Origin of the sequence: Bradyrhizobium sp. SPXBL-02 (assembly GCF_051853065.1) — a bacterium.
Lineage (GTDB): Bacteria > Pseudomonadota > Alphaproteobacteria > Rhizobiales > Xanthobacteraceae > Bradyrhizobium.
The window spans coordinates 6,467,676-6,492,697 of record NZ_CP182474.1; the positions used below are offsets into that span (position 1 = coordinate 6,467,676).

Genomic DNA, 25,022 nt, shown 5'->3' on the forward strand with positions numbered 1-25,022 from the left:
CCTCAATTGACGCCGATTTTGAGATTCTTGACGAAACGATCGTCGAAGGCCTTGTGCCAGTCGACCTTTGGGCCGAGCAGCCCGTTCGTGACCAGGAAATCGTAGGTCTTCTCGTAACGCTCAGCCGTGATGATCCCGATGCCGAGCTTTGCTGCATCGCCACCGTCGATGGCCTTCATCGCCCTCAATCTCTCGATCGCGAAGGCGAGCTGCCCGTCCGTCATCTTGGGGTTGGCTGCCTTGATCAAGGCATTGGCCGGCTCCGGGTTCTTCAGATAGTCGCGCCACCCTTCGAGCGAAGCCTTGACGAACCGCGAGACGAGATCTGGCTTGTCCGCGATCATCTTCTCGGTCGTGACGATGGTCGAGCCGTAGGGCGGATAGCCGCCGTCGGCGAGCGGGAAGAACTTGACTTTCACGTTCTGCTGCTCGGCCTGATAGGGCTCCGACGACGGATAGGCCTGCTGCGCCACCGTGTTGTCGGCGAAGAAGGGCTGCAGGTTGAAGGTGTAGGGACGGATCTGGTCGTCGGTGAAGCCGTACTTGGCGCGCAGCCAGGGCCAGAAGGTCGTGCGCGACGATCCCCCGATCAGGATCGGCCGGCCCTTGAGCGCAGCGAGATCCGCCACATCGTCGTGCGTCATGATCCCCTGGAGGTCGAACTGAAACGACGAAGCGACCGTCACCAGCGGCAGGTTCTGCTCGCGGCCCTTGAGGACCTGGATGTCGTAACCCATCATGAAATCGGTATCGCCGGCCAGCAGGAGCTGCGAGCCGTTCACCTGCGGACCGCCCATCTTGATGGTGACGTCGATTCCGGCCTTGTCATAGAGCCCGGTGGCTTTGGCCTGGTAGAAGCCGCCGTGCTCGGCCTGCGCGAACCAGCTGGTCAGGAATGTCACCTTGTCGGCAGCCTGGGCCGTGCCGAGGGAGGCGGCCAGGGCTGCGCTCGCCAACAGGCCGGCTGCGATCGTTCGGGACAGATTCTTCATGGCCATGCTGGTTGCCCTTCTGCAGCTCGCCGGACCAGCCGGCGAGCACTGCGCTGCGAGACTTTCCGAGCGTGAGGATGCATGGGTCGGCTGTCACCTCAAAGCATTTAGATTCGAGCCATCCGTTGCCTTTCCGGCAACGCCGATTTGCTATGCAAGCGGGCTGGTGTGATGCAGATGGAGCAGGCGTCATGACCGCTTTCGCCTCGTCCGGCCCCCGCCCGATGAGCCAACCGAACAAGGGCTTGGCAGAAAGGGAACGAAGGTTCCGCGTGCGCTGACGCCCCGCAGCCATGCCGTTTTCGTGGGCGATCCGCCACGGAAAATTGGGCATTCGGCTCGCTGCAAGCATGATGCACTCCGGGGGCCGGTGACACCGCGCGGCTAGAGCCGGGCCATCTGTCGCCGCAGCTTTGCAAGAAAGCGGCTGCGCTTCTCCGCGGTGGCGACGTTCATGTGATAGAGCGCGTAATAGCGCACGCGCGCCTTGCCGCCGGTGAACCACGGCAAATATCGCTTGATGATCTTGCGCGGCGGATCGGCCATGCCGATCGCCTGCCAGCGCGGCCGACCGTAGGTGGCGATGCCCACGATGCGTCCGATGTGCTGCAACATCGGCCTCGCATGGGCGGGATCGGACAGATCGAGCGCGATGCCGGGACCGAACATGCGATCAAACCAGCCTTTGAGCATCGCCGGCGGCCCGAATGACCAGGTGGGAAACTGTACGACGAGCGCGTTTGCCGCCAGCAGGCGCGCAGCGTAAGCCTCGTTGTTGCGCCGGTTCAGCACGGGATCGTGGTAGTCGCGGCGGAGCTCGGCATTCAGGACGGGGTCGAATCCCTCGGCGTAGAGATCGAGCAGATCGATCGTATGGCCGGCCTCGGAGAGGCCTGCCAGCGCTTCGCTGCGAATGGCCGCGTGGAAGCTATCGGCGAGCGGATGGCAATACACGTAGAGCACGTGCACTGCTCATCGCCTCGCGCTCACGAAGCTGCGCATCTTGCCGGGATTGAGCAGACCGTGCGGATCGGCTTCATGCTTGAAGCCAAGCTGATCGGCATCGGCGCGCTTGTACCGGCTGCCGTCCTCGACCGTGTAGACATGCGGGTTGGCGATGAAGACGCCGCGCTCCTCGTGCAGCCGCATGATCTCGTTCAGTCGATCGGCATTGGTGTAACGGATCACGGGCAGGCTGCTGCAGGTGACGCGGCCACCGAAGCGGATGAATTCGAGGTGCTGCAGCACCTCGTCCGGAAACAGCTCCCGCATCTCGGCAACCTTCTCCAGCACGCGGTCATGCGGATAGAGACACTGCAGATACGTCACGGAACGATCGCTCTTCAGCACCTGCAGCGTGGTGTGGTTCCAGCAATATTCGTAGAGCGGGACGCGGCTGGGGCTCTCGTCCGTCGGGGTCTCCAGCGTGATCGTGCCGCGACCGCCGAGCAGCGACTTGAAGCTGTCGAGAGAGGGCTCGGCGATCATCGCCATGAGCACGCTCTTTCCCTCCGGGCAGGACGGCTTCAGCGCCCCGAAATAGGACGGCAGCGGCCAGGTGATCGGCGAGAGCACCTTCTTCACGATGCCGTCGGCGAGGGCTGCTTCGTAGCCGAACCTTGCCGCCTCCATGAAATCGTCGAAGGCCACCACGACGTCGATCCATTTCCAGGCGGGCGCGAGCGGCATTTCGAGCGCCGTGATGATGCCGGTCGTGCCATAGGCACGGTTGACCTTCTGCGCCGCATCGCCGCGCAACTCGATCACGCGCGGCTCCTCCTCGACCGTGACGACGCGCGCAGCCAGGATGTTCCCGGGCTCCCGCAGGCCGCCATAGGCGATGGAGCCGATACCGCCCGATCCACCCGCGACGAAGCCGCCGATCGTCGCCATGCGCTTCGTGGACGGATGCATCCGTAGCTCCCATCCCTGCGCCTGCGCGGCCGCATCGATGATGTGCATCTTGGCGCCGGCCCCGACGCGCGTCGCGCCCGGCCTGATCCACTCGATGTTCTCGAGCCCGGAGATGTCCAGCAGCACGCCGCCCTGCAGCGGCACGGCCTGGCCGTAGTTGCCGGTGCCGCCGCCACGCACGGTGATCGGCACCCGATGTCGCGCGCAGACGGATGCGATCCGGATCACGTCGCGTTCGTCGCGCGGCAACGCGATCAGGTCGGCCGACTTGCCGTCGAGCTGCGCGTTGAGGATGGGGCTGTACCAGAAGAAGTCGCGCGAGCGCCGGCGCACGACCTTCTCCTCGGTCACCACCGGAACGTCGCCGAGATCGGCGATCAGCCGGTCCAACGCATCGGATGCGAGATCAGTCACCATTGGCCCCCTTCGATGCCCGATGCACGAGCTCCGCCGCGACCGCTTCGGATCCGACGACGAAGCCGAAGCACTGGTTGACGTTGTAGATGGTCGCGGCCATGCAGTAATCGGGCGAGGTCGTGGCCGCGCAATCCTCCAGGAGCAGGCAGTCATAACCGCGGAAGTTCGCGTCCTGCAGCGTGCAGAGCACGCATTGATCGGCGTTGACCCCCGCGAACATCAAGGTGTTCACGCCGAGATTGCGAAGAATGCTGTCGAGCTCGCTATCCTGGAAGCCCGACATCCGGTACTTGGCGACGTGGATGTCCGTCGGCTCCGTCGCAAGCTCATCGACGATGGCCGCCGACCAGCTGCCCCGCTCCAGCACTTTCGCGCCCGAGCCCGGCAGCGCGTCACCGAGGCCGACGCCGGCGCCGTTCGGATTGTACACATGCAGCAGCGACGGGCTGAGATTGAGCCGGTCGGGCCGGTTGCCCCAGTTCAGCCAGACGATCGGCACGTCGCAGCTGCGCAGCAGCGGCAGCAACCGCCTTAGCGGCGCGATCGGTCGCCGCGCCGGCGCGACGTCCACGCCGATATGCGCCAGCCAGCCGCTCGGATGGCAGAAGTCGTTCTGCATGTCGACGACGACGAGCGCGGTGCGCGCGAGGTCGAACGTGATGAGCTTGCCCATGGCCTGGACCGTCGCCGGCCGCGGCAGAACCGGCTGGCGCACCAGATCGGCCCTCCCCTCAGCGACCATCCAGCGATTGGCGCGGCTCGAACCGAGCGGCAGCAGGCCTTCGTTCACAGCAGGATCGGATGACATGACGCCCATCGCCTAGAGCCCTTGCAGGACGCGCATGTCCTCGGCGTCGAGCGCGACCGGCTCACCGCTGCGGATCAGCTCGGAAAATCCTTCGTTGGGCGTCATCACCGTGAGCGTGTAGAGCTTGCCCGGCCCGGTGTTCTCGATGACGTGCTCGGAGCCCGGGTGCAACAGAAGCGAGTCGCCCTTCTTGATCGGCAGGGTCTTGCCGTCACAGCGGGCAACACCGACGCCGTGCAGCACGTGAAAGAATTCATGCGCCACGGCGTGCTCGTTGGGCGGTGTCGCGCCGCCGGGCTGGAAGATTTCGATGACGAAGATGTTGCCGATCCGATCGGTCACCTGGTCGAACAGGACCGCGAAATAATTGGTGTCCTTCGGCGCGATGCGGAAGACCTTCGCATGGCTGAGATCGGCGACGCTGAACGACATGGGATCATTTTCCTCGAACGATGCGCAACTCTCGTCGGTGACCGATGTCGCACGCCGAGGCATCGCCTCAAAGCGCTTTGATTCGACAGACCCGTTGCCTTTTCGGCAACGAGCCACCATCCTGCGGACATTGATCGGGGCCCAGGACATGCTTCACAGCCGATTGTTGAACTACATCGACGAGGTTGCCCGCACGGGCTCGATCCGCAAGGCGGCGGACCGTCTCAACGTCGCGGCGTCCGCGATCAGCCGCCAGATTCTCGCGCTCGAAACCCAGCTGGGGACGCCGATCTTCCAGCGCCTTCCGAAGAAGCTGATCCTGACCGCCGCAGGGGAAGTCTTGATCGGGCATGTCCGCCAGACGCTCAAGGAGCTGGCCCGCACCCAGGTCAAGATCGAGGAATTGAAGGGCCTGCGCCGCGGCGAAATCACCTTGGCGATGATGAGCGGCCTCGCCTCCAACCTCGTCCCAAACAAGGTGAAGGAGTTTCGCGCGGCCAATCCGCGCGTCAAGCTCAACCTGACGCTCTTCAATACGGGAGCGGAAATTCAGGTTGCGGTCGCCAGCGGCGAGGCCGATCTCGGCATCGGGTTCGATTTCGGCAAGGACAGTAATCTGAAGGTGCTCGCGCGCGCCGTCGGCCGGCTCGGTGCCGTCATGACGCCGAACCATCCATTGGCGAAGCGAAGCAACGTCCGGCTCAGCGACTGCATCGACTACCCGCTCGTCATCGCCGACGCCACGAGTGCGATCCGCCCTTATCTGGAGGCGGCGTTCGCGCGGGTCGCAATCGACCTGCAGCCGGCGATCGAGACCAATTCGATCGAGATCATGCGGCACGCGGTCATTCTGAACGATGGCATCTCCTTCCTCACCCCGTTCGATGTGGAATCCGAGCGGCGTGCCGGGCGGCTGAGCTACGTTCCCGTTCGCGAGCTCGCGCAGGACGCGCAGGCGCTGATGCTGATCGGCCATGTCCGGGGCACCAGCGCGATCGCCAGCGTGCTTGCGGAGATGCTGAAGGCAATGATCCGCGAGGTCGCCAGCTGAACCGAGCGGCAGACGAGATCGTCGCCTCGGTCGTCAGGGCGTTGCCGAAACGGCAACACAACAGACGAAATTAAGCACTTTTCATGCTTGTGCGGATGCCCAACAATGATTGGCAGGCCGACGGGCGAGCAAGCCTCGCCGGATTCGTCCGCCAATCCGGGCCAATGCAACCGACAAGACAATCGACAAGGCAAGCGAGATGAAACTGAAGTCGCATTGGTGGTGGGACCTGTCGACCGAGGATTTCCGTCAGCTGGACATGAGCAGGATCGTCGCCGTGCTGCCGGTCGGCGCCGTCGAGCAGCACGGGCCGCATCTGCCGGTTCGGGTCGATACGGCGATCGTCGAGGGCATCATCCGCCACGCGGTTGCGCAGATGGCCGACGATTTTCCGGCCCTCGTCCTGCCGACGATGTCGATCGGCAAGTCGAACGAGCATTCCGCCTTTCCCGGCACGCTGACGCTCTCGGCGGAAACCCTCGGCCGCGTCTGGTACGAGGTCTGCGAGAGCGTGCACCGGGCCGGGGTCCGCAAGGTCGTCTTCGTCAACGCGCATGGCGGCCAGCCGCAGGTCATGGAGATCGTATGCCGCGAGCTCCGCGTCAGGCTGGGCATGCTGGCCGTCTCCTCGCAATGGTCGCGCTTCACGGACCTCTCGGACCTTTTCAGCGCGGCCGAACGCAAGCATGGAATCCATGCCGGAGAGATCGAGACCAGCGTGATGCTCCATCTGCATCCAGGTCTCGTCGACATGGCATCGGCGGAGGACTTCAGGTCGTTGTCCCAGGCTCTGGAGACCGAGTGCGAGATCCTGATGCCGGAAGGCCCGGTCGGGTTCGGCTGGCAGATGCAGGACATCAATCCTAAGGGAGCCTGCGGCAACGCCGCGCTCGCCGATGCCGAGCGTGGCCGCGCCGCCGTCGAACGCGCGGCGGGCCGCTTGATCAAGCTGATCGCCGAGGTCGAGCGCTATCCGCTATCGCGGATTCGGCCAGACCCCGTCTCCTCGGCCGCGAGATGAGCGCTGGAGCGGTGAGAAGCTCGAACAGGTTCAGACCCATGAATTCACTGCGATGAAGTTTCAGCAGATGTCAGCGAAGTCTTTGCGATTGCCCGTGCTGCCGCCCGAAGTCGAGACCATGACGCTGAAGGACGGCACGCGGCTCGATGCCGACGTCTACCGTCCGGCGGTACCGGGGCCCTATCCGATTCTGCTTCAGCGCCAGGCCTATAGCAGGCGCATCGCCTGCAGCATCTGCTACGCGCATCCGTCCTGGTACGCCTCACACGGCTATATCGTCGTGGTGCAGGACGTCAGGGGACGCGGCACTTCGGAAGGGATATTCCGCCCAGGTGAAACCGAGATCGAGGACGGCGCCGAAGCGGTCGAATGGGCGGCGCGTCTCGATGGCGCGAACGGCGAGGTCGGCATGTACGGCTTCTCCTATCAAGCCTACAACCAGCTGCTCGCCGCGGCGGGAGACTGCCCGTCGCTGAAGGCCCTCGCGCCGGCGATGGGACCGTGGCATCCCGCGCATTGGGCCTATGAGAACGGCGCCCTGCAGATGAAGCACATGATCGGCTGGGGCATCCAGATCACCGCGGAGGCGGCACGTCGTGCCGGTGATGACGAAGCCTTCAGCGCGCTGCAGGCCGCCGGGACCAACCTGCCGCTCAGCGGCCCGATCGCGGCAATGCCGCAGCTGCTGCAAAAATACCGGCATTATTCGCACGTCATGGACTGGCTCGAAACGCCGCCGGATTCGCCGTACTGGGACCGCATTTCACCCTTGGCACATCTGGATGCCATTCGTGCCCGCCATCTGCCGATGCTGTTCGTCGGTGGCTGGTTCGATCCTTTCCTGCCGGCTACGGTCGAGTCCTTTCGGGCCGTCGCAGGCAGCTGCGACCACACCAGGCTCATCGTCGGCCCCTGGATCCATTTTCCGTGGACACGGAAAGTGGGCGCGGTCGACTTCGGCCGGGAGGCGGAGCGCAACGTCGACATCGATCACATCCGGTTCTTCGACCGCATCCTCAAGCGGGCGTCAGGGCCGGCGGAAGACCGACCGATCGAGCTGTTCGACATGGGTTTGAAGACATGGCGGCAGCATCAGGATCTGCCTGAGAGCACGCAGGCACTGTTCCTTGGCGGCACGGGACGGGCATCGCTGGACGTGCAGGACGGCACGCTCGGTGTTCGGCCGAGCCAAGAGGAGGATGTCGAGCACATCGTGCATGATCCCTGGCGTCCTGCGCCGACGGTCGGCGGCTATTACGGCGCTCCGACCGGACCCGTCGACCGCCGGGCGGCCGATGAACGCGGCGACGTCGTGACCTTCACGACCCGAGCTCTGGAAGACGCCATCGAGGTGGTCGGCGAGCCCGAAGTCGAGCTCGAGCTGAGTTGCGACCGCCCGAGCTTCGATCTTTGCTGCATTCTTTCGCTCATCACGTCCGACGAAAGGGTTCTTCAGATCTCGAGCGGATATGCGCATTACCGCACCGCGATGACAGGCCGATACAAGCTGAAGCTGGCCACCACGTGCGTGACGCTGAGGAAGGGCGAGCGGCTGCGCCTCTCCATCGCGGGGGCCGACTATCCGGCCTATCCCGTCAACCCAGGAACGGGCGAAGATCCGGTGAGCACCCCAAGGACCCATGCCGTCGTGACCACGATTGCGGTCTGGCACGGCCCGTCCCGGCCGTCACAGCTCCGGCTGCCTGTCGGGCCCGGGCCTGAGATCAGGCCAGGCTAGCTCCGCCGGCGGAGCGAGTGACAGATACCCGGGGCCGGCTTAGCGCGGCTTGAGCAGTTCGCGCGCGACGATCAGCTTCTGCACCTCGGTCGCACCTTCATAGATTCGAAGGGCGCGGACCTCGCGATACAGGCTCTCCACGATTTCGCCCTTGCGCACGCCGCGACCGCCGAACATCTGCACGGCGCGATCGACAACCTGCTGGGCGGTCTCGGTGGCCGCCAGCTTCGCCATCGCAGCTTCACGCGTTGTGGGAAGCTTCTGGACGTCGCGACGCCAGGCGGCGCGGTAGGTCAGCAGCGCCGCGGCGTCGGTTTCGGTCGCCATGTCTCCGAGCGCGGCCTGGGTGAGCTGCAGATCCGCCAGCGTCGCCCCGAACATGCGGCGCGTTTGTGCGTGCAGTCGCGCCTCCTCCAGCGCACGTCGGGCAAAGCCCAAGGCGGCTGCAGCAACCGAAGCCCGGAAGATGTCGAGGGTCTGCATCGCGATCTTGAAGCCGCCACCGGGCGCTCCCAATCGCCGGCTGTTCGGAATGCGGCAATTGTCCAGGCGCAGCGTCGCCAGCGGATGCGGCGCGACGATGTCGATGCGCTCGGCCACGCTGAAGCCGGGGTCGTCCGGAAACACGACGAACGCCGAGATGCCGCGCGCGCCGGGCGCCTCGCCGGTTCGGGCAAACAGCGTGTAGACGTCGGCGATGCCGCCGTTGGAGATCCAGGTCTTCTCGCCGTTCAGAACATAGCTGTCGCCGTCTTCGCGCGCCGCGCAGGTCATGGCCGCCACGTCGGAGCCAGCCCCCTGCTCCGAAAGCGCGAACGCGGCCAGCCATTCGCCCGAACGGACTTTCGGCAGCACGGCGTGTCGCAGCTCCGACGAGCCCGCAAGCGCAATGGCGCCGGATCCCAGGCCCTGCATCGCAAAGGCGAAGTCGGCAAGGCCATCGGCATAGGCCAGCGTCTCACGCGACAGGCAGATCGAGCGGGAATCGATGCTGGTCACGTCGCCGTCCGGCGCCGCGACCGCGCAATCGAGCAGCCCCGCGGCACCGAGCGCCCGCACGAGCTTGCGGCAGGCGCCGTCGATGTCGCGGTGATCGACGGCCTGAACACCACCCTGTGCGACGAAACGATCGAGCGCGTCGCAGGTCACACGATGATGCGGCTCGAAGAACGGCCAGTCCAGCCAGTCGCGGGAGATTGTCTGTGCCGGTGAGTTCATCGGTCGCTCCGCAAGGTCGGGGGCCCGCCGGACCCGGCATGCTCTCTGCCGCACCAGCGACCGCCCAAGCCGTCCGCACCATCAATTATTTCAAGTATAAACTATTTCCCTGGCCGGGGCCGTTGTCAAGTCGTCAGGCGCGGACCATATTCGAACACCTCTTCGTTGCGTCAGGACTAGCGAAGAAAAGCTGACGGTTCCGCCACATCAGGACCAGTCCTGATCCTGTCACGCCTTGAATTTAGTTTTGGCACGAACTATTCTACGAGCTGAACGGAATTCCACTCGCTTGCAGCCCGAACGAGGCTTAGGAGATCGATTTGGCACTCGCAAAGGAGTCCTCTCCGGCCTCCAGCAGGAAGGCGACCGACGCGGAGGCCGAGTACAGGGCTCAGACAAGGCTCTGGCTTCGGCTGCTGGCCTGCACGTCCATGATCGAGGGAGAGTTGCGGCGCCGGTTTCGCGAGGAATACGACTTCACGATGCCCCGCTTCGACGTCCTCGCCCAGCTCGACCGTGAGCCGAGTGGATTGGTCCTGGGGGAACTGCCCAAGCGCCTGATGGTGTCGGCCGGCAACCTGACACCGATCGTCGACCGCCTCGTCGAGGATGGATACATCACCCGCACGCCCTCGCATCTGGACCGGCGCGTCCAGATCGTCTGCATGACGGTCGAGGGCCGAAAGACCTTCAGGCGGATGGCGAAGAGTCACGGCGCCTGGCTCGCCGAATTGCTCGCCGATCTTCCAATCGACCGTCTCGACGGCCTCGTCGGCGAACTCGACGACGTGAAGAGTGCCGTGAGGGACGCCCTGCAACGGCGCGAGCGGTCATGAGCCTCAACGCCGAATTCGAATCCCGGCAGCTTCGCGATCCCAGGTCTCCGTCGTTACGCCGGCCTGTTGCAGCGCGCCCTTCTTGATCTTGCCGTTCTCCGTCAGCGGCATCTCTTTCACGATGCGCACATAGCGCGGTACTGCGAAATAGGCGATCTGCCCTTCGCAATGCCTGATGATATCGACAGGCTCCAGCGACTGCCCCGGCTCCAGCAAGATCGCCGCCGCAACCTCGTCTTCGCCCAGTTCGGAGGGCAGCGGATAGACCGCGCACGCCGCAACCGCCGGATGGGAAAGGATGATCTGCTCGACCTCCCAGGATGACACGTTCTCGCCGCGCCGGCGGATCGAGTCCTTCATGCGATCGATGAAGCGGTAATGTCCGTCGGCATCCCTGACGACGCGATCTCCGGAATGAAACCAGAGATTCCGCCAGGCTTCGACCGTCTTCTCCGCCATGCCAAAATATCCGGTGGCGAAGGCGAACGGCTCCCTGGCGCGCAGGACGAGTTCGCCCGCCTGGCCGTCGGGCAGCTCCGAATCGTTGTCGTCGACGATCCGCGCCTCGAAGCCATCGGCCAGATAGCCCATCGTTCCCGGACGGTCGGAGGGAATTGCGCCGGCAAACACGAAATTGGTCTCGGTCGATCCATAGCCGTCGACCAGCGTCACGCCGAACCGCTCGAGGAACGGCCGATGGATCTGCGGTGGCACGCCTCCACCCAAGGCGACGCGAAGGCCGTGAGCATGATCCTCCTCCTTGCGAGGCTGAGCCATGAGCATGGATGCCATGGCGCCGAGCAGGTAACCTACGCTTGCATTGTGGAGGCGCGCGGCGGCCCAGAAGCCCGACGCGGAGAATTTTTGCTCGAGCACGTAAGTGCAACCGTTCAGCACCGCTTGATAGAATGCATTGAGCGCGTTGGTGTGGAACAGCGGCAAGGTCGTGAACAGCACGTCGCCCTCGCGGATGCCGAGCGCCCGCGCCGAGCAGATGCCCCACCAGAACAGCTGCGCTTGCGGACAGCACACGCCCTTGGCCGGCCCCGTGGTGCCGGATGTGTAGAGGATGGCAACAATATCTCCCGGCCGCACGGCACCGGGCGGCGCCATGGATGCGAGCGCGGGCAGCGGCATGGATCCCTTCGCCGTCCCCTCCGCGACCTGATCGATGGTCCACACCAGCGGCGGCAGGCCGGCCTCGATGCCGATCGTCTCGATTGCGTCCAGAAATCCGGCCTCGACGACGAGGAGCGCAGGGCGCGAGTTGCGGAAGATGTGTGCGAGCTGGAGGCCGCGCAGCGCCGTGTTGATCGGCACCGTGATGGCGCCGAGCCAGGCGCAGCCGAGATAGACTTGAAGAAACTCGGGCCGGTTCGAGCACATCAAGGCGACCCGGTCTCCCCGCTTGATGCCGGCCTCGATCAGCGTCTGCGCCGATGCAGCCGCAATCGCCGCAGTCTGCGCGTAGGTCCAGCGCGCCCCTCCTGCAACCAGCAGGATGCGGTCGCCGTAGCGGCGCGCCTGCCTGGCCAGGATGGTCGAAAGCACGCGATCGGACGGGGGAAACAACTCGACCGCACGTGCCCAGGCCGGCGTATCCTGCTCCTGCCCGGCGTCATCCCGCATGCAATGCTCCGTCATCCGGCCCGAATGGCCTGCCCGAGATCAAGGCAGGAGCTTGTACTTACCGTCCTCGATCTGGACGAGGACGCGCGAACGTGCGTCGACACCATGACGGTCCGCCGGCGTGAAATTGTAGACGGCTTGCGTGCCTACGACTTCCTTGGTGGCGAACAGGGCCTGGCGCAGCGCGCTACGGAATTCCGGCGAGCCTGGCTTGGCCCCGGTCGCCAGCGCGCGCTTGGCAGCATCGACGAAGACGACCCAGCCATCGAACGAGTAGGAGGAGAACCCGTCCGTCGGCTGCTCGCCGTTCGCCTTCTCGTAGGCGGCCCGGTAGGCCAGGGCGACCTTCTGGATGGGATTGCTCGGCGGCAGCTGCTCGGCCGCGATCACCGGCCCGGTGGGGCAGATGATGCCATCGGCGGCCTTGCCGGCGAGACGAAGGAAGTCGGCGCTGATCATTCCGTTGTTGCCGTAGAGCGGCCCCCTGTAGCCACGCTCGGACAAGGCAATGGCGGGCAGCGCGCCCGGCGTTCCGGTGCCGCCGAGCATGATGGCGTCGGGGCGGGCCGCAAGCGCGCGCAGCACCTGCGCCGTCACCGACGAATCGGATCGGGCATAGCGTTCGTTGGCGATGACCTTGATCTCCGCCGCCTTGGCGCTCTGCGACAACGAATCGTACAGGAGATCGCCGAGCGCATCCGAGAATCCGATGAAGGCGACCGTCTTCAGCCCGCGCGCCTTCATGTGGTCGACGATGCCCTGGACCAGCAGCGGCATCGGTTGGGGTGTCTGGACGACCCAAGGGCCGCCTTCGCCGGCCGGAACGGATGCGATCGGAGAGACCGCGATCATCGGCACCTGCATCTCGATCGCGGCGGTGGCCATCGCCAGCGTCTGCGGCGCGCCCGACGTCCCGATCAGGACGTCGACCTTCTCCTGCTCGACGAGCTTGCGCGCGTTGCGCGCCGAAGCGGTTGCATCGGAGGCATCGTCGAGCTGGATGAGGCGCACCTTCTCGCCGCCAATCTCGCCGACATAGGCCTCTCCCGCAGCGATCCCCTTTGCGTTGGGAATGCCGATCGAGGATACCGGCCCGCTGAGGCCGGTGACGAAGCCGACGAGAATGTCGGCTTGCGCGCAGCACGGAACCGCCAGAAGGAGCAGCGCTGAACCCAGCAGTGATTTCATCGAAGTCATGGCACCTGTCATTGGTGGTTTGGATGCGTCAATTCCGGCAAGCCGTACGCGCATCTCACGTGGACGAAACCAGCGCGATCACGCGCAGCGGACTGCCCGAGCCGTTCTGGATCTTCAGCGGGGAGGCGACGATGATCGCGCCAGTCGCAGGAAGCTGATCCAGGTTGCACAGGCATTGGAGCCCATAGCGGCCCGCGCCGTGGAGGAAATGATGCGCCGGATAAGGCGGCTCGAAATGCCCGGCCTGTCCTGCATCGGTGCCGATCGTCTCGGTGCCGAAACCGATGATGCCGCGCTCCTCCACCAGCCATTTCATCACGGCTGCATTCGGACCCGGCGTGTGCGCCCCGTCGTCCCGGAGGTTCGAATAATCGCGCCAGCCCTTCTTCGACCAGTCCGTCCGCAGCAGCACCCAGTGCCGGGCCGGAATTCGGCCGTGCTCGGCTTCCCAGGCCTCGACGATCGGCACCGTGAGCACGAAGTCCGGATCCAGAGCCGCCTGCGCGGAGCAATCGATGACGCAGGCGGGCGCGATCATGTCCTTGGCCGGCATGGTATCGACCGCATTGTTGGCGAGGTCCTTGCCGGTGAACCAGTGTATCGGCGCGTCGAAATGCGTGCCGGTATGCTCGCCGAAAGTCACGTTATTCCAATACCAGGCCGGGCCGCGCGCGTCATAGCGCGAGATCTCCTGGATGCGCACCGGCGCCGCCTGGCCGAATTCGGGCGGCAGCACGATCACGGGAAAGTCGGGGCTGAGCGTGAAGCTCAGGTCGATGACGCGCACCGCATCCGAAGCGATCGCGCCCGCGAGATCCAGGAGAGCCTTGCCGTGCATTGTCGCGTCCTCCACCTTGGTCGAAAAGGTCTCACTTACCGGTCGAGCTCGCGCTCGAGCGCTTTCGGATTCGCCGCCAGACGTTGCCGAATCTCCTGGGCAACGTCTCCGACATACATTTCCTCGAGTCCGCCCCTGAGCCCGGCCACGACCGCCTGCGCGATGGCCCGCGGCGCCACCTTCGGCGGCGGCACGGTCTGAAACCACTCCGTGTCGACGGGCCCCGTGAAGACGTTCATCAACTTGATGCCGCCGGGCCGAAGCTCGGCGCGAAGACAATGCGAGAGCGACAGGCAGGCGGCTTGCGAGGCGGAGTAAGCGCCGAAGGCGGGCCAGTTCGCCAACGCGTGGACGGACAGGATGTTGACCCAGGCAACGCTGTTGTTGATGCCGTCCGCTCCCCGCATCCGCATCGCGGGTCCGAAGGCCTGTGCGAGATTGATGAAGCCGAGATAAGCCTGATCGATCTCGTCGCGCGCGATGCTCGTGCCCTTGCGGTCCAACAAGCCGCCGGGCCTCACATAATCGATCGTATTCACCAGGATGTCGACCTTGCCGCCGATGTCGGCAGCGAGATCAGCGGTTGATTTTTCATCGGCGGCGTCGAGGGGTAAGAGCTCGATGCCATCCTGCCCGCGCAGCAGCTCTTCGCCGGCAAACGGCCGCCACGGCTCGGCGATGCCCACGAACACGGTCTTGGTCCCCGCGGCCTTCAACGCCAAGGCGACCTCCCGCCCGACGGCACTGCGGCCGCTGGTCACGAGCACGCGCCGAAATTTGGGATCGGCAGTCATTTCGCGCCACTGCCTGTCGTCAGCCATATTGGGCGTCTCCCCTTCGGGTCGGGCAAAGGCCACCGCCTGACCGCTCTTGTCGAGCTGGAACGACACGCAGACTGGAGCACCCTCGATACAATCGGAATGAAGATGCGCCACGACGGTCGGACCACAATCCATCTTGACGAGGCCGACGCGCCAGGGCGCCCGCTCCCGGAAATAGACGTCACTCGGCACGTGCGCCGTGGTGTGCGCCAGCAGCACGCCGCGGGCCGGCGCGTCGACGAACGCAAGCGCGGCGGACAGGCACGACGGGCACGCCTCGCGCGCCGGATAGGTGAAGGCGCCGCAGCCCTCGCAGCGCTGGAGCATAAAGCGCCCTTCGGCGGCAGCGCGCGTAAAGCCGTGCGAGGTCCAGCTGCGGGCGCGCGGCGGCGCGGTCGGCAGGCGCGTCCGCAGCAGCGGGTTCTTGCGTCGAGGCGGTTCAATCGGATCGATCATCGCGAAGGCCCGGCAAAGATCGCGGCACCGGAGGCAAGTCCGCGGTCATAATTGATCATACCGAAGCCGGACGCCAGGCCGAGACTCGCATCCCTGACCTGAGTCGGACCTGCAATTCCCAGGACCTGCCGCAGCCCTTCGACGAGACCGAGATAGGCGCCGGCTGCGCCGGCCTGCCCGACCGAGAGTTGCCCGCCGGAGGTGTTGTGCGGAAAGTCACCGTCGATGGTGAGATCGTGCTGGCGGACGAACTCGGCCCCCTCGCCCTTCTCGCAAAAGCCGAGATCCTCGAACTGCATCATCGAGATGACGGGATAGTCGTCGTAGGTCTGGACGATGTCGAGATCGTCGGGCTTGACGCCGGCCATCGCATAGAGCTCACCGACGTCCATCGCCCAACCGCCACGAACCTGCATCGGATCATCGGCAAAGGCATTGTGCCGCTCGATTGTCGACAGCAGCCGTGCCGCGGGCAGCCGCAGCGAAGCGGCGGTGTCCTCCCGCATCACGAGGAATGCCTCGGCGCCGGCGCAAGGCATCACGCAATCGAACAGATGAATCGGATCGGAGATGGGGCGCGCGGCGAGATATTGCTCGATCGACAGCGCCGACTTCATCAGCGCGTGCGGATTGCGCAAGGCGTTCGTGCGCTGGGCAACCGCGATCCTGCCGACGTCCTCACGGCTCACGCCGAAGGTCCGCATGTAGTTGCGGGCGATGAGAGCGAAGCTCGAATTTGCGCCGCCCGCGCCGTAGGGATAGACCGCATCCTGATTGAAGCGAGAGAAATTCTCGAGCGTCAAGCGGAAGGAATCGACGTGGTTGGTGTCGCCGGCGACGCACGCCACGATGTCGGCATCGCGCGCCTGAACTGCGCGGGCCGCCTTTCGCACCGCCGCGATGGCGCTGGCGCCGCCGAGCGGAATCGTATCGAGCCATCGCACGCACAGTCCGAAATGCTGCGTCAGGCCGACCCCGCTGTCCGTCCCCAAGGTGAAGCTGGAGACGCACAATCCGTCGATCTCCGAAGCCCTGATGCCCGCTTGCGCAACGAGTGCGCTCAAGGCACGGCCGATCCACCATTGAGCGCTGTCGATCGAATAGCGCACATAGGGTATCGTGACGGGGGCCGCCATCACGATGCCGTCGTAGGGTGTGCGAAGCGAGAGCGTCAACGATCGTCCGCCTTGTCCATTCGCCTCAGATCACCGTCAGCTTCACGTCGATATTGCCGCGTGTTGCGTTCGAATAGGGGCAGCGTTCGTGCGCGCCGGCAACGACGGCCTCCGCCACCGATCGCTCCACGCCGGGCAGATCGACCTTCAATTCGACGGCCAGCGCGTATCCGACGGGCACCGGTCCCATCGCCACCTTTGCCGTGACCGAGGGCTCCGCAGACGGCACCACCTTCCTGGTGCGCGCCACAAGTTTGACCGCACCGAGGAAACAGGCGGCATAACCCGCCGCAAAAAGCTGCTCCGGATTGGTACCCTCGCCGCCGGGGCCGCCGAGCGATTTCGGCACCGACAGCGACACCGACAGCAGGCCATCCGCGCTCGCGGCCTTGCCGTCGCGGCCGCCGGTCGCGGTGACTTCGGTGTCGTACAGGATCTTCTCGGGCGTCATCATGTTGGTCTTCTCCAAACGCGCTAGCTGGCTCTAACGTCGGTTACGCGAGAGCAGCGCGCGGAAATCGTCGCGGGCAAGCGCGCTGGCGCGCCTGAAGCTCGGACCCCGGCTCGGCTCGGTTCCGTTGAGACGCCTGAGCTGCACCCACATTTCGGCGCTCTTCAGCGCCACCGCCGCGCAGTTGACCACCGGGGCGTGCCCGACCTTGAGACCGTGCTCCCGCCCGATCAACAGACCCGGCAGCACGCCAGCAGGTATCACGACGTCGGCACCGCGCTCGACGAGCGGCAACGCACAGGCGACGAAATCGTCGACCATGCGGGCGTGCGCGGCTTGATCGCCGGCGAAGGCATCCGCGAAATCCTCGGGCTTGCAGCCGAGGCCCGTGACGTGAACGACGCGACCGTCGAGGCCGTAGCGTTCGGCCTGCTCATAGTGCCAGACCTCGAAAACGGGATCGAGCGTGACGAGGCCGAGCCGCCGACCAAGCTGCGAGGCAGCAAGCAGCGTCGCCTCGCCGGCCCCGATCACGGGAATATCGAGCGTTGCACGCAGCTCGTACAGACCGGGATCCTGGAAGTGGCCCATGACGAATGCATCGAAGCCCTGCTCTTCCGCTGCGATGCCGTTGTCGATGGCCTGAACGGCGCAGCGCAATTCGGCGAGCCGGCCAAATTCGCGATCGGGCGGGGATATGCCTTCGACATGCACCGTCGTACCCGATGCCGCGATGCTGTTGAGGTACTCCGACAGCCGCGCCATGTAAGGCGCGTTCACGCTCGCATCAACGAAGCTTTGCCAGAAGATGCGCATCGTCTCTTCCTCACCGGGCCGCCGGTCCCAATATTTCAATCACAAACTAATTTGCACGTCAAATGTGTGCGGCGCACCCAAGGAGGCGAGCTGGCACGCCGCGGCCGTCGCTGCCGGTTTTGTCACTCGCGGCGCCCAAGAATCCGCCGCCAACTGCCGGAATTGTATGCATCAGCATTTTTTTGCAGAGAGCCGCCAGGCGCTGTTGACGGGCTCGCCGGATATACTTTAGGCTTTAACTAATTCCTGCCGCTCTGGCGGCGTAACGATGATGTTGCAGGACACCGCTCTTGAGCGACTCGATCGTGTGGGCAGTCTTCCGAGCTGAACGATGGGCAGCGATGTCCTGTGCAGGGCTGCGCAGCGGCGTGCTCCTCCGTCCACAGGCAGTGGCATGAGGCCGCCGCCAACCAGGCGAAGTCTTCATATTCGCGCCGACCTCCGGCGCCGCAATAGCGCTTCCGATTGCCGTCAGTCCCGATTGAGGTCCGGCGGCTTCCCGTCATTCGCACGCGTATCAAAGCAGGAGAAGGCAATGCGCAAGACCCTGGCCTTAGTGGCAGTTGCAGTTGGAATCACCGTCGCGTCGGCGGCGCGGGCCGACATCACCATCGGCTTCGTCACCTCGTTGAGCGGCAACGGCTCCTCGATCGGCATCCCCTATGGGCGCGGCATCAACGCCGCCTACGAGTACAAGAAATCGGTCAATGGCGAGACCGTCCGCCTGATCCAGCTCGACGACGGGTCCGATCCCTCGGCGGCGACGCGCAACGCGCGCAAGCTCGTGGAGGAGGAGAAGGTCGACCTGCTGATCGGCACCGCAACGGCGCCCTCGACGATCGCGATGGCGGCCGTCGCGAGCGAACTGAAGGTGCCGATGATCGCGGTCTCACCGATCGTCAAGCTGCCCGACACGCCGGAGCAATGGGTGGTCTCGGTGCCGCAGCCAGCTTCACTGCTCGTCAAGATCATCGCCGATCGCATGAAGCGCGATGGCATGAAGAACATCGGCTATATCGGCTTCTCGGATGCGTGGGGCGACCTCGTCTACAACGGCGCCAAGGCGGCGGAATCGGCCGACGGCATCAAGATCCAGACCAACGAACGCTATGCCCGCACCGACACCTCCGTCACCGCGCAGATCCTCAAGGTCATGGCCGCTCGGCCCGACGCCGTGCTCGACGGCGGCTCCGGCACGCAGGGCGCACTTCCTCTGCTCAGCCTTGCCGAGCGCGGCTTCAAAGGAAACACCTACGGCACGGTGGCGCTGGTCAATCCGGATTTCGTCAACGTGGGCGGCAAGGCGGCCGAGGGGATTCAAGTCTCGGCGGGGCCCGTGATCGTCGCCGAACAGCTACCCGACGAGCATTTTGCCAAGAAGATCGCGCTAGATTTCCGCAGCGTGTACCAGAAGACCCACAACATTCCGACCACCGACGGCTTCTCGGCCTACTCCTTCGACGCCTGGCTGATCTTCGCCAACGCGGCCGAGCGCGCGCTCAAGTCGGCAAAGCCGGGGACGATAGAATTCCGCGCCGCACTCCGGGATGCCATCCTCAGCACCAAGGAGCTGCCGGGGGTGCATGCCGTCTACAATTTCAAGCAAGGCGCTGCGACGGGCGTCGACGAGCGCTCCCTCGTCGTCGTCCGGCTGACCGGCGGCGCCTGGAAGTACGTGCCGTAACAAAGCGATCGGCCATCAACGGGGGAACAGCGGCTCAATGACGAGCGATATCGCAGCCATACTTGCGATCGACGGCATCGCCACCGGCGCCATCTATGCGCTGGTGGCGATCGGCACCGTCCTCATATTCACGGTGACGCGGGTCGTGTTCATCCCCTTCGGCGACATTGCGGCCTTCACTGCGCTGACGCTCGCGGCCCTCGACGCAAAGCGCTTCCCCGGAACGGGCGCGCTGGTGGTGGTGCTGGCCTGCCTTGCGACCCTGATCGAGATAGCTTCGCTGGCGCGCTCGGGCGAACTCCGCCTCCTCCCGCGCGCGCTTCTCTTCTATCTGGTGCTCCCCCTTGCGGTGGTCGGTTGTGCCTGGCTGGCCACGCGCATGGACCCGCCCCTCGCCGTCAGGCTCGTGCTCGCACTGATGCTGATCACGCCGATCTCTCCGCTGCTCGACCGCATCGTTTTCCGCCCGATCGCGGACGGCACGGTGCTGCTGCTGCTGACGGTGTCGGTGGCGCTGCATTTTGCGCTCGTCGGGCTGGGTCTGCTGTTCTTCGGTCCCGAAGGCGTCCGAACCGAGCCGCTGACCTCGCTCTCGATGGAATTCGCCGGCGTCCTGATCTCGGGCCAGACCATGCTGATCGTGATTGCGGCACTGGTCTTCAGCGGCCTGCTCTATCTCTTCTTCGACTTCACGCTGGTCGGCAAATCGCTTCGCGCCACCGCCGTGAACCGGACCGGCTCGCGGCTGATGGGAATCCGCCCGGCGCGCGCGGGCACGATCGCCTACCTGCTCGGCTCGCTGATGGCCGGCGTATCGGGCATCCTGATCGCACCCGTCAACACGGTCTTCTACGATTCCGGCTTCCTGATCGGTCTCAAGGCGTTCGTCGGCGCGATCGTCGGCGGCATGACCAGCTATCCAGGGGCCGCGATCGGCGCCGTCGGCGTCGGCATCCTGGAAAGCTTCGCATCCTTCGAGAGCAGCGCGCTGAAGGATGTCATCGTGTTCTCGCTGCTGATCCCGATCCTGATCTGGCGATCGCTCGCATCGCTGCATTCCGAGGAGGAGATCGAGGAATGACGCGCCTTCACGTTCGGATCGCCGCCATCGCGGCCGTGTTGGGCCTCGCTGCGGCTCCCTTCGTCCTCAGCCCGTTCAGCATCACCTTGATGAACTACATCGGGATCTATTCGCTGGTCGCCATCGGGCTCGCGCTGCTGACCGGGGTTGGCGGCATCGTCTCGTTCGGACAGGCCGCTTTCGTCGGCGTCGCGGCCTACGCGACCGCCTGGGTCTCCGCGTTGAACGGCCATTCGCCCTGGCTCGGCCTGTTGTTCGGCGTGGCGCTCACATGCGGCGTCGCGACCGTTCTCGGCCTCGTCACCCTCCGCCTGCAAGGGCACTTCCTCTCGCTCAGCACCGTTGCCTGGGGTCTGGCGATCGGCTTCCTGTTCGGCAATTTGGACGGGCTCGGCCGCTTCAACGGCATCTCGTCGATCCCGCCGATCAGCTTCGGATCGCTCGCCCTGGTTTCCAGCGCGCAGATCTACTTCCTGATCTGGGGGATCGTCGCCGTTGTGCTCTTCCTCGGCTACAATCTCCTGGACTCGCGGCTCGGCCGCGCCATGCGCGCGTTGCGCGGCGGCAATACGCTGGTCGAAAGCCTCGGCATCAACGCCTTTCGCATCAAGCTGGTGACGTTCGTGACCGCAGCGTTCCTGGCCTCGCTCTCGGGATGGCTGTACGCCCATATGAGCCGGTTCATCAGCCCGGGACCATTCGATGCCGGCATGGGCATCGAATATCTGATGATGTCGATGGTCGGAGGTGCCGGCAGCCTTCTCGGCGGCGTCGTCGGCGCCGCCATCGTCACCCTGCTGAAGAACAGCGTGCAGGACTATCTGCCCTTGATCGCCAAGGGTGCGTCCGGGCAGCTCGAGATCGTCGCGTTCTCGGCGCTGTTCATCCTGTTCCTGCAATGGGCGCGCCAAGGTATCGTGCCCTATCTTGCACGCTACCTGCCGAAATTGAAGCGCGAGCGGCCGGCGCCGGCACCGCCCCTGCCCCGCCGTTCCCAACCCAAGCCGGGCGAGCTTCTCCTGAAGGTCGACGGAGCCGAGCGCCGGTTCGGAGGCCTGGTCGCCGTCAACAACGTCAGCTTCGAGGTCCGCGCGGGTGAGATCCTCGCCGTGATCGGCCCGAACGGTGCCGGCAAGAGCACGATGTTCAACTGCCTCACCGGTGCGCTCAGGGTCAACAAGGGCGAGATCGTGTTCGCCGGGCGCGCGATCACGCATGACGCTCAGTCCCGCATCGCCAAGGCCGGGATCGCGCGCACGTTCCAGCACGTCAAGCTGCGGCCGCGCATGAGCCTTTTGGAGAACGTGATGCTCGGCACCTACGGCCGCACCGCCGCCGGCCTGTTCGGCGGAGCCTTCCGCCTCAACCGGCGCGAGGAAGCGAGTGCCCGCCACGAGGCGTTGCTTCAGCTCGAACGCGTCGGTCTCGGCGACAAGCCGTTCGAGCTCGCCGGCAATCTGCCGCTCGGAAACCAACGCATCCTGGAGATCGCGCGGGCGCTCGCCGCGGATCCGACCCTGCTGGTGCTCGACGAGCCCGCTGCGGGTCTGCGTCGCCAGGAGAAGCTCAGGCTGGCCGAGCTGCTGCGCTCGCTGCGGGAGGACCACCTGACCATCCTGATCGTGGAGCACGACATGGAGTTCGTGATGTCGCTGGTCGATCGCATCGTCGTGCTGGATTTCGGCTCGAAGCTCTGCGAGGGCGCGCCGGCCGCGATCCGCAGCGATGCGCGGGTGCAGGAAGCATATCTCGGAGGCGTCGCGTGAGCTCGATGTTTTCCCTGTCCGACGTCACGGTCTGCTACGACAATGTCGAAGCGGTCCGCAACGTCTCGCTGTCGGTCGAAGAGGGCCAGATCGTCACCGTGATCGGCCCCAACGGTGCAGGCAAGACCACGCTGCTGATGGCGGCAATCGGACTACTGTCGTCGAAAGGCCGCATGGTCTTCCAGGGCAGCGAGATCGGCAAGCTCTCGGTCGAGGACCGCGTCGAGCGCAGATTGTGCCTGGTGCCGGAGAAGCGCGAGCTGTTCTCCGACATGTCGGTGGCCGACAATCTCCTGCTGGGCTCCTACAGCCTGCGCGACCGGTCCGGCGTCGAGAAGACGCTCGACGAGGTCTACGACCGCTTCCCGCGGCTGAAGGAGCGGCAGCGCCAGGCGGCCGGCACGCTGTCCGGCGGCGAACGCCAGATGCTCGCGCTCGGACGCGCGCTGATGGCGCGGCCCAAGCTGCTGATGCTGGACGAGCCGAGTCTCGGTCTTGCGCCGCTGATCGTGCGCGAGATCTTCCGCACCATCGCCTCGTTGCGCGATCTCGGCGTTTCGATCCTGCTGGTCGAGCAGAATGCCCGCGCCGCGCTGGAGACGGCCGATTACGGTTACGTCCTGGAAACCGGAGAGATCGTGCAGTCCGGGCCCGCCAAGGATCTCATCCACGATCCCCGGCTGATCACCGCCTATCTCGGCGGACATTAACGCCGCCAGACAAAATCGAAAAACAACCCCATGCACAGTAGCCGGCGACAGCAATATCAACGGCTTGGCGTCGGAGGTGCAGTGTCTTCTGATTTTTCGAAAGGCATTTGACCCGTCGGGCAAAACAATGGCATTATGCCACCCTCGCAGCGCTCCGGCCGCTGAAGCGCGATGAGGGTGTGTACTCATAAGATCTGTCGCTAAGAGTAGGTGCGTCTGATGTCGGCTTGTCCCGCAACAGCGGCGCGAAAGCGGACCTTGTCGGACTTCCGAGAAGGGCCATGTGCAGACTCATGCAACACGGCAAACAGCATCGTCTCACTCGATGACCTTGTCAGCGCGCGCCAACAGAGACTCGGGCACCGTAACGCCCATCGCCTTAGCGGTCTTGAGGTTGATCACCAGCTCGAATTTCGTCGGCTGTTCGACCGGCAGATCGGCAGGCATCGTGCCGCGCAAAAGGCTCGCCGCAAATCGAGCAGTAAGGTCTGCCAAGTGATCGGGGGATGGGCCGTAGCCGATAAAGCCACCTTGCTCGGCCCGCAATCCCCACTGATACATGGTTGGAAGGCGCAGTGCTGCAACTCGTTCCATGATCAGCGGACCATTGCCGTCGAGCATCCCGGAATTAAGAACATTCAGCGCCGTGGCCCCCGATGCCTGTGCCTTATCAATAGTCGCTGCAATCTCCTCAGCCCTGGCGACGCGATAGATTGAAAGCTCGACGTTGCGTGCGCGCGCCGCCTCTTGCAAAGCGTGAGCCTTCGCCTCAGTTGTTGTGCTGGGATCGGCGAGAGCCGCGATGCGGCGAATCCCGGGCACGGCGTCGATCAGGATGTCCTGTCGCATGCCGTTAAGCTCAGGGGAAAAAATGCTGATCCCCGTGATATTGCCATTGGGCCGGGCGAACGATTTTACCAAGCCCTCCGCGACCATATCGCCTGTGATCCCAACGATGGGAATGCTCTTGGTCGCCTGCTGTACGGCGGCAACTGCCTCGGGTGCAGCAGCATAGATGACATCGGGCTGGGCTATGACCAGCTCCGCCGCAAGTTGCGAAATCAGATCGATATGAGGTGCAAAGGCGCGGTAATCAATTGTGAGGTTTTGGCCTTCAATGAAACCAGCGCGCCGGAGGTTGTCGAAAAAACGTACGTTAAAGTGAATGTCGCGAGGATGCGGAGACAAGCAACCCAGGCGATAGGTCCGCCCCGGTTTCTGGGCCAGCGCTGCGAGCGGCAGCGCCACCACCGCGCCGCCGACAAGCGTGATGAAACCGCGCCGTCTCATTGGAACCCCCAATGGAAAACGCCTCGTGCATGTCGAAGTCTAGCACTTCAAAAGACGGGCCGCCGATGAGAACAATCGGCCCGGTCGCTGCGTCCAAATGTCCGCAACGGGTCAAAATGCGAAGAACTCAGGTTGAGCAAATCTGGTCCGCTCTGCCGCGACAAGCGGACCTCCGTGAGACCCAGCGCAACTTCCCAGATGGGCCAGAAGCGGAAGTCGGCTTGTCGGTCGACGAGATCAGAAATATCTACCCATGTCTTTCGGAAAAGTCTTCACAAGCAGAGAGAACCTCCCTTCGGCTCAATCCGACGTGGCCGAAGCCCAGTGGCCCGCTAAATTTTACCACAAGTCGGTCTGGTCGTTTAGGTTTGGGTCTGGCATCCGTTGTCCAAGAGAGACGCCCAATCTTCAACTTGACGACGTTCCCACTTTCGCAGGCCGACTGTATCGATCTGATGAGACTGCTTGCGTCGTCAAAAGGCAAATCCATTCGCGACGACTCGCCCAAATTGCAGACGAGTTGGCAAGTCGTGCCTAGCGATCTGATGTACAGTCCATACGTAAAAGAAATAAGCTCATCTTTAGCGCGAGGTCGGCTGACCGCATCCGGCGAACCCGGAGCGACTCTTTAGCGAGACCAGAAACAACCTGATAGCCTATGCATGCACAAAGAACTATGCC

At 64.5% G+C, this 25,022-nt stretch carries 22 protein-coding genes; 8 read left to right on the forward strand and 14 right to left on the reverse strand.

What is annotated here, in order from left to right; all coding sequences use genetic code 11:
- Positions 1–2: 2 nt before the first annotated feature.
- From ACNJYD_RS30225 to ACNJYD_RS30245, 5 genes are all read right to left on the reverse strand, one after another.
- Entirely contained in the window at positions 3–998 is a 996-nt protein-coding gene (locus ACNJYD_RS30225) for an ABC transporter substrate-binding protein (RefSeq protein WP_212254410.1), read from the reverse strand.
- A 378-nt stretch (positions 999–1,376) separates the two neighbouring features.
- Positions 1,377–1,955 carry an NAD(P)H-dependent oxidoreductase gene (locus tag ACNJYD_RS30230; protein WP_433996046.1) on the reverse strand — a complete coding sequence of 193 codons (579 nt, stop codon included), beginning with the start codon at positions 1,953–1,955 and terminating at the stop codon, positions 1,377–1,379.
- Positions 1,956–1,964: 9 nt separating this feature from the next.
- Positions 1,965–3,323 (reverse strand): FAD-binding oxidoreductase, encoded by a 1,359-nt coding sequence (locus tag ACNJYD_RS30235; protein WP_212254408.1) that lies wholly within the window; start codon positions 3,321–3,323, stop codon positions 1,965–1,967.
- Entirely contained in the window at positions 3,313–4,131 is an 819-nt protein-coding gene (locus ACNJYD_RS30240; protein WP_246570594.1) for a cysteine hydrolase family protein, read from the reverse strand. The genes ACNJYD_RS30235 and ACNJYD_RS30240 overlap by 11 nt, the downstream gene beginning before the upstream one ends.
- Before the next feature lie 12 nt (positions 4,132–4,143).
- Positions 4,144–4,563, reverse strand: a complete 420-nt coding sequence (locus ACNJYD_RS30245; protein WP_212254406.1) for a cupin domain-containing protein — start codon at positions 4,561–4,563, stop codon at positions 4,144–4,146.
- 148 nt (positions 4,564–4,711) lie between these two features.
- Between ACNJYD_RS30245 and ACNJYD_RS30250 the strand changes: the two genes are divergently transcribed.
- From ACNJYD_RS30250 to ACNJYD_RS30260, 3 genes are all read left to right on the forward strand, one after another.
- Positions 4,712–5,614 carry a LysR family transcriptional regulator gene (locus ACNJYD_RS30250; RefSeq protein WP_439364158.1) on the forward strand — a complete coding sequence of 301 codons (903 nt, stop codon included), beginning with the start codon at positions 4,712–4,714 and terminating at the stop codon, positions 5,612–5,614.
- A gap of 199 nt (positions 5,615–5,813) precedes the next feature.
- On the forward strand, positions 5,814–6,635 hold the full coding sequence (locus tag ACNJYD_RS30255; RefSeq protein WP_212254404.1) for a creatininase family protein: 822 nt from the start codon (positions 5,814–5,816) through the stop codon (positions 6,633–6,635).
- Between the two features lie 67 nt (positions 6,636–6,702).
- Positions 6,703–8,373, forward strand: a complete 1,671-nt coding sequence (locus ACNJYD_RS30260; RefSeq protein WP_212254403.1) for a CocE/NonD family hydrolase — start codon at positions 6,703–6,705, stop codon at positions 8,371–8,373.
- A gap of 39 nt (positions 8,374–8,412) precedes the next feature.
- On the opposite strand, the gene ACNJYD_RS30265 is transcribed toward ACNJYD_RS30260, so the two are convergent.
- Positions 8,413–9,591 carry an acyl-CoA dehydrogenase family protein gene (locus tag ACNJYD_RS30265; protein ID WP_212254402.1) on the reverse strand — a complete coding sequence of 393 codons (1,179 nt, stop codon included), beginning with the start codon at positions 9,589–9,591 and terminating at the stop codon, positions 8,413–8,415.
- A gap of 320 nt (positions 9,592–9,911) precedes the next feature.
- Here ACNJYD_RS30265 and ACNJYD_RS30270 point away from each other — a divergent pair, with 320 nt between their 5' ends.
- Positions 9,912–10,427: a MarR family winged helix-turn-helix transcriptional regulator gene (locus ACNJYD_RS30270; protein WP_212254401.1), complete on the forward strand. Its 516-nt coding sequence runs from the start codon at positions 9,912–9,914 to the stop codon at positions 10,425–10,427.
- A gap of 3 nt (positions 10,428–10,430) precedes the next feature.
- On the opposite strand, the gene ACNJYD_RS30275 is transcribed toward ACNJYD_RS30270, so the two are convergent.
- From ACNJYD_RS30275 to ACNJYD_RS30305, 7 genes are read right to left on the reverse strand one after another with little or no spacing between them, the layout of a single operon-like run.
- The gene (locus ACNJYD_RS30275) at positions 10,431–12,056 is read right to left on the reverse strand and encodes an ATP-dependent acyl-CoA ligase (RefSeq protein ID WP_439364159.1); all 1,626 of its coding nucleotides are present in this window, start codon (positions 12,054–12,056) and stop codon (positions 10,431–10,433) included.
- A gap of 39 nt (positions 12,057–12,095) precedes the next feature.
- On the reverse strand, positions 12,096–13,253 hold the full coding sequence (locus ACNJYD_RS30280; RefSeq protein ID WP_439364160.1) for an ABC transporter substrate-binding protein: 1,158 nt from the start codon (positions 13,251–13,253) through the stop codon (positions 12,096–12,098).
- A gap of 55 nt (positions 13,254–13,308) precedes the next feature.
- The gene (locus tag ACNJYD_RS30285; RefSeq protein WP_212254398.1) at positions 13,309–14,091 is read right to left on the reverse strand and encodes a cyclase family protein; all 783 of its coding nucleotides are present in this window, start codon (positions 14,089–14,091) and stop codon (positions 13,309–13,311) included.
- A 35-nt stretch (positions 14,092–14,126) separates the two neighbouring features.
- Positions 14,127–15,368 (reverse strand): SDR family NAD(P)-dependent oxidoreductase, encoded by a 1,242-nt coding sequence (locus tag ACNJYD_RS30290; RefSeq protein ID WP_212254397.1) that lies wholly within the window; start codon positions 15,366–15,368, stop codon positions 14,127–14,129.
- Positions 15,365–16,543: a thiolase family protein gene (locus ACNJYD_RS30295; RefSeq protein ID WP_212254396.1), complete on the reverse strand. Its 1,179-nt coding sequence runs from the start codon at positions 16,541–16,543 to the stop codon at positions 15,365–15,367. Before ACNJYD_RS30295 ends, ACNJYD_RS30290 begins: the two co-directional genes overlap by 4 nt.
- Before the next feature lie 25 nt (positions 16,544–16,568).
- Positions 16,569–16,997 carry an organic hydroperoxide resistance protein gene (locus tag ACNJYD_RS30300; RefSeq protein WP_349628375.1) on the reverse strand — a complete coding sequence of 143 codons (429 nt, stop codon included), beginning with the start codon at positions 16,995–16,997 and terminating at the stop codon, positions 16,569–16,571.
- 30 nt (positions 16,998–17,027) lie between these two features.
- A complete protein-coding gene (locus ACNJYD_RS30305; RefSeq protein WP_212254395.1) occupies positions 17,028–17,810 on the reverse strand; it encodes an aspartate/glutamate racemase family protein in 783 nt (260 codons plus the stop codon).
- A gap of 535 nt (positions 17,811–18,345) precedes the next feature.
- Between ACNJYD_RS30305 and ACNJYD_RS30310 the strand changes: the two genes are divergently transcribed.
- Genes ACNJYD_RS30310 through ACNJYD_RS30325 form a run of 4 tightly spaced genes read left to right on the forward strand, consistent with a single transcriptional unit; the run spans position 18,346 to position 23,051 of the window.
- Positions 18,346–19,494, forward strand: coding sequence for an ABC transporter substrate-binding protein (locus ACNJYD_RS30310; protein WP_212254394.1), 1,149 nt, complete (start codon positions 18,346–18,348; stop codon positions 19,492–19,494).
- 37 nt (positions 19,495–19,531) lie between these two features.
- Complete coding sequence (locus tag ACNJYD_RS30315) at positions 19,532–20,575, forward strand: branched-chain amino acid ABC transporter permease (RefSeq protein WP_212254393.1); 1,044 nt, start codon at positions 19,532–19,534, stop codon at positions 20,573–20,575.
- Positions 20,572–22,341: a branched-chain amino acid ABC transporter ATP-binding protein/permease gene (locus ACNJYD_RS30320; protein ID WP_212254392.1), complete on the forward strand. Its 1,770-nt coding sequence runs from the start codon at positions 20,572–20,574 to the stop codon at positions 22,339–22,341. The genes ACNJYD_RS30315 and ACNJYD_RS30320 overlap by 4 nt, the downstream gene beginning before the upstream one ends.
- A complete protein-coding gene (locus ACNJYD_RS30325) occupies positions 22,338–23,051 on the forward strand; it encodes an ABC transporter ATP-binding protein (RefSeq protein ID WP_172789524.1) in 714 nt (237 codons plus the stop codon). The genes ACNJYD_RS30320 and ACNJYD_RS30325 overlap by 4 nt, the downstream gene beginning before the upstream one ends.
- 318 nt (positions 23,052–23,369) lie before the next feature.
- Here the strand turns inward: ACNJYD_RS30325 and ACNJYD_RS30330 are convergent, their stop codons facing one another.
- Entirely contained in the window at positions 23,370–24,341 is a 972-nt protein-coding gene (locus ACNJYD_RS30330; protein WP_439364161.1) for an ABC transporter substrate-binding protein, read from the reverse strand.
- Positions 24,342–25,022: the final 681 nt, after the last annotated feature.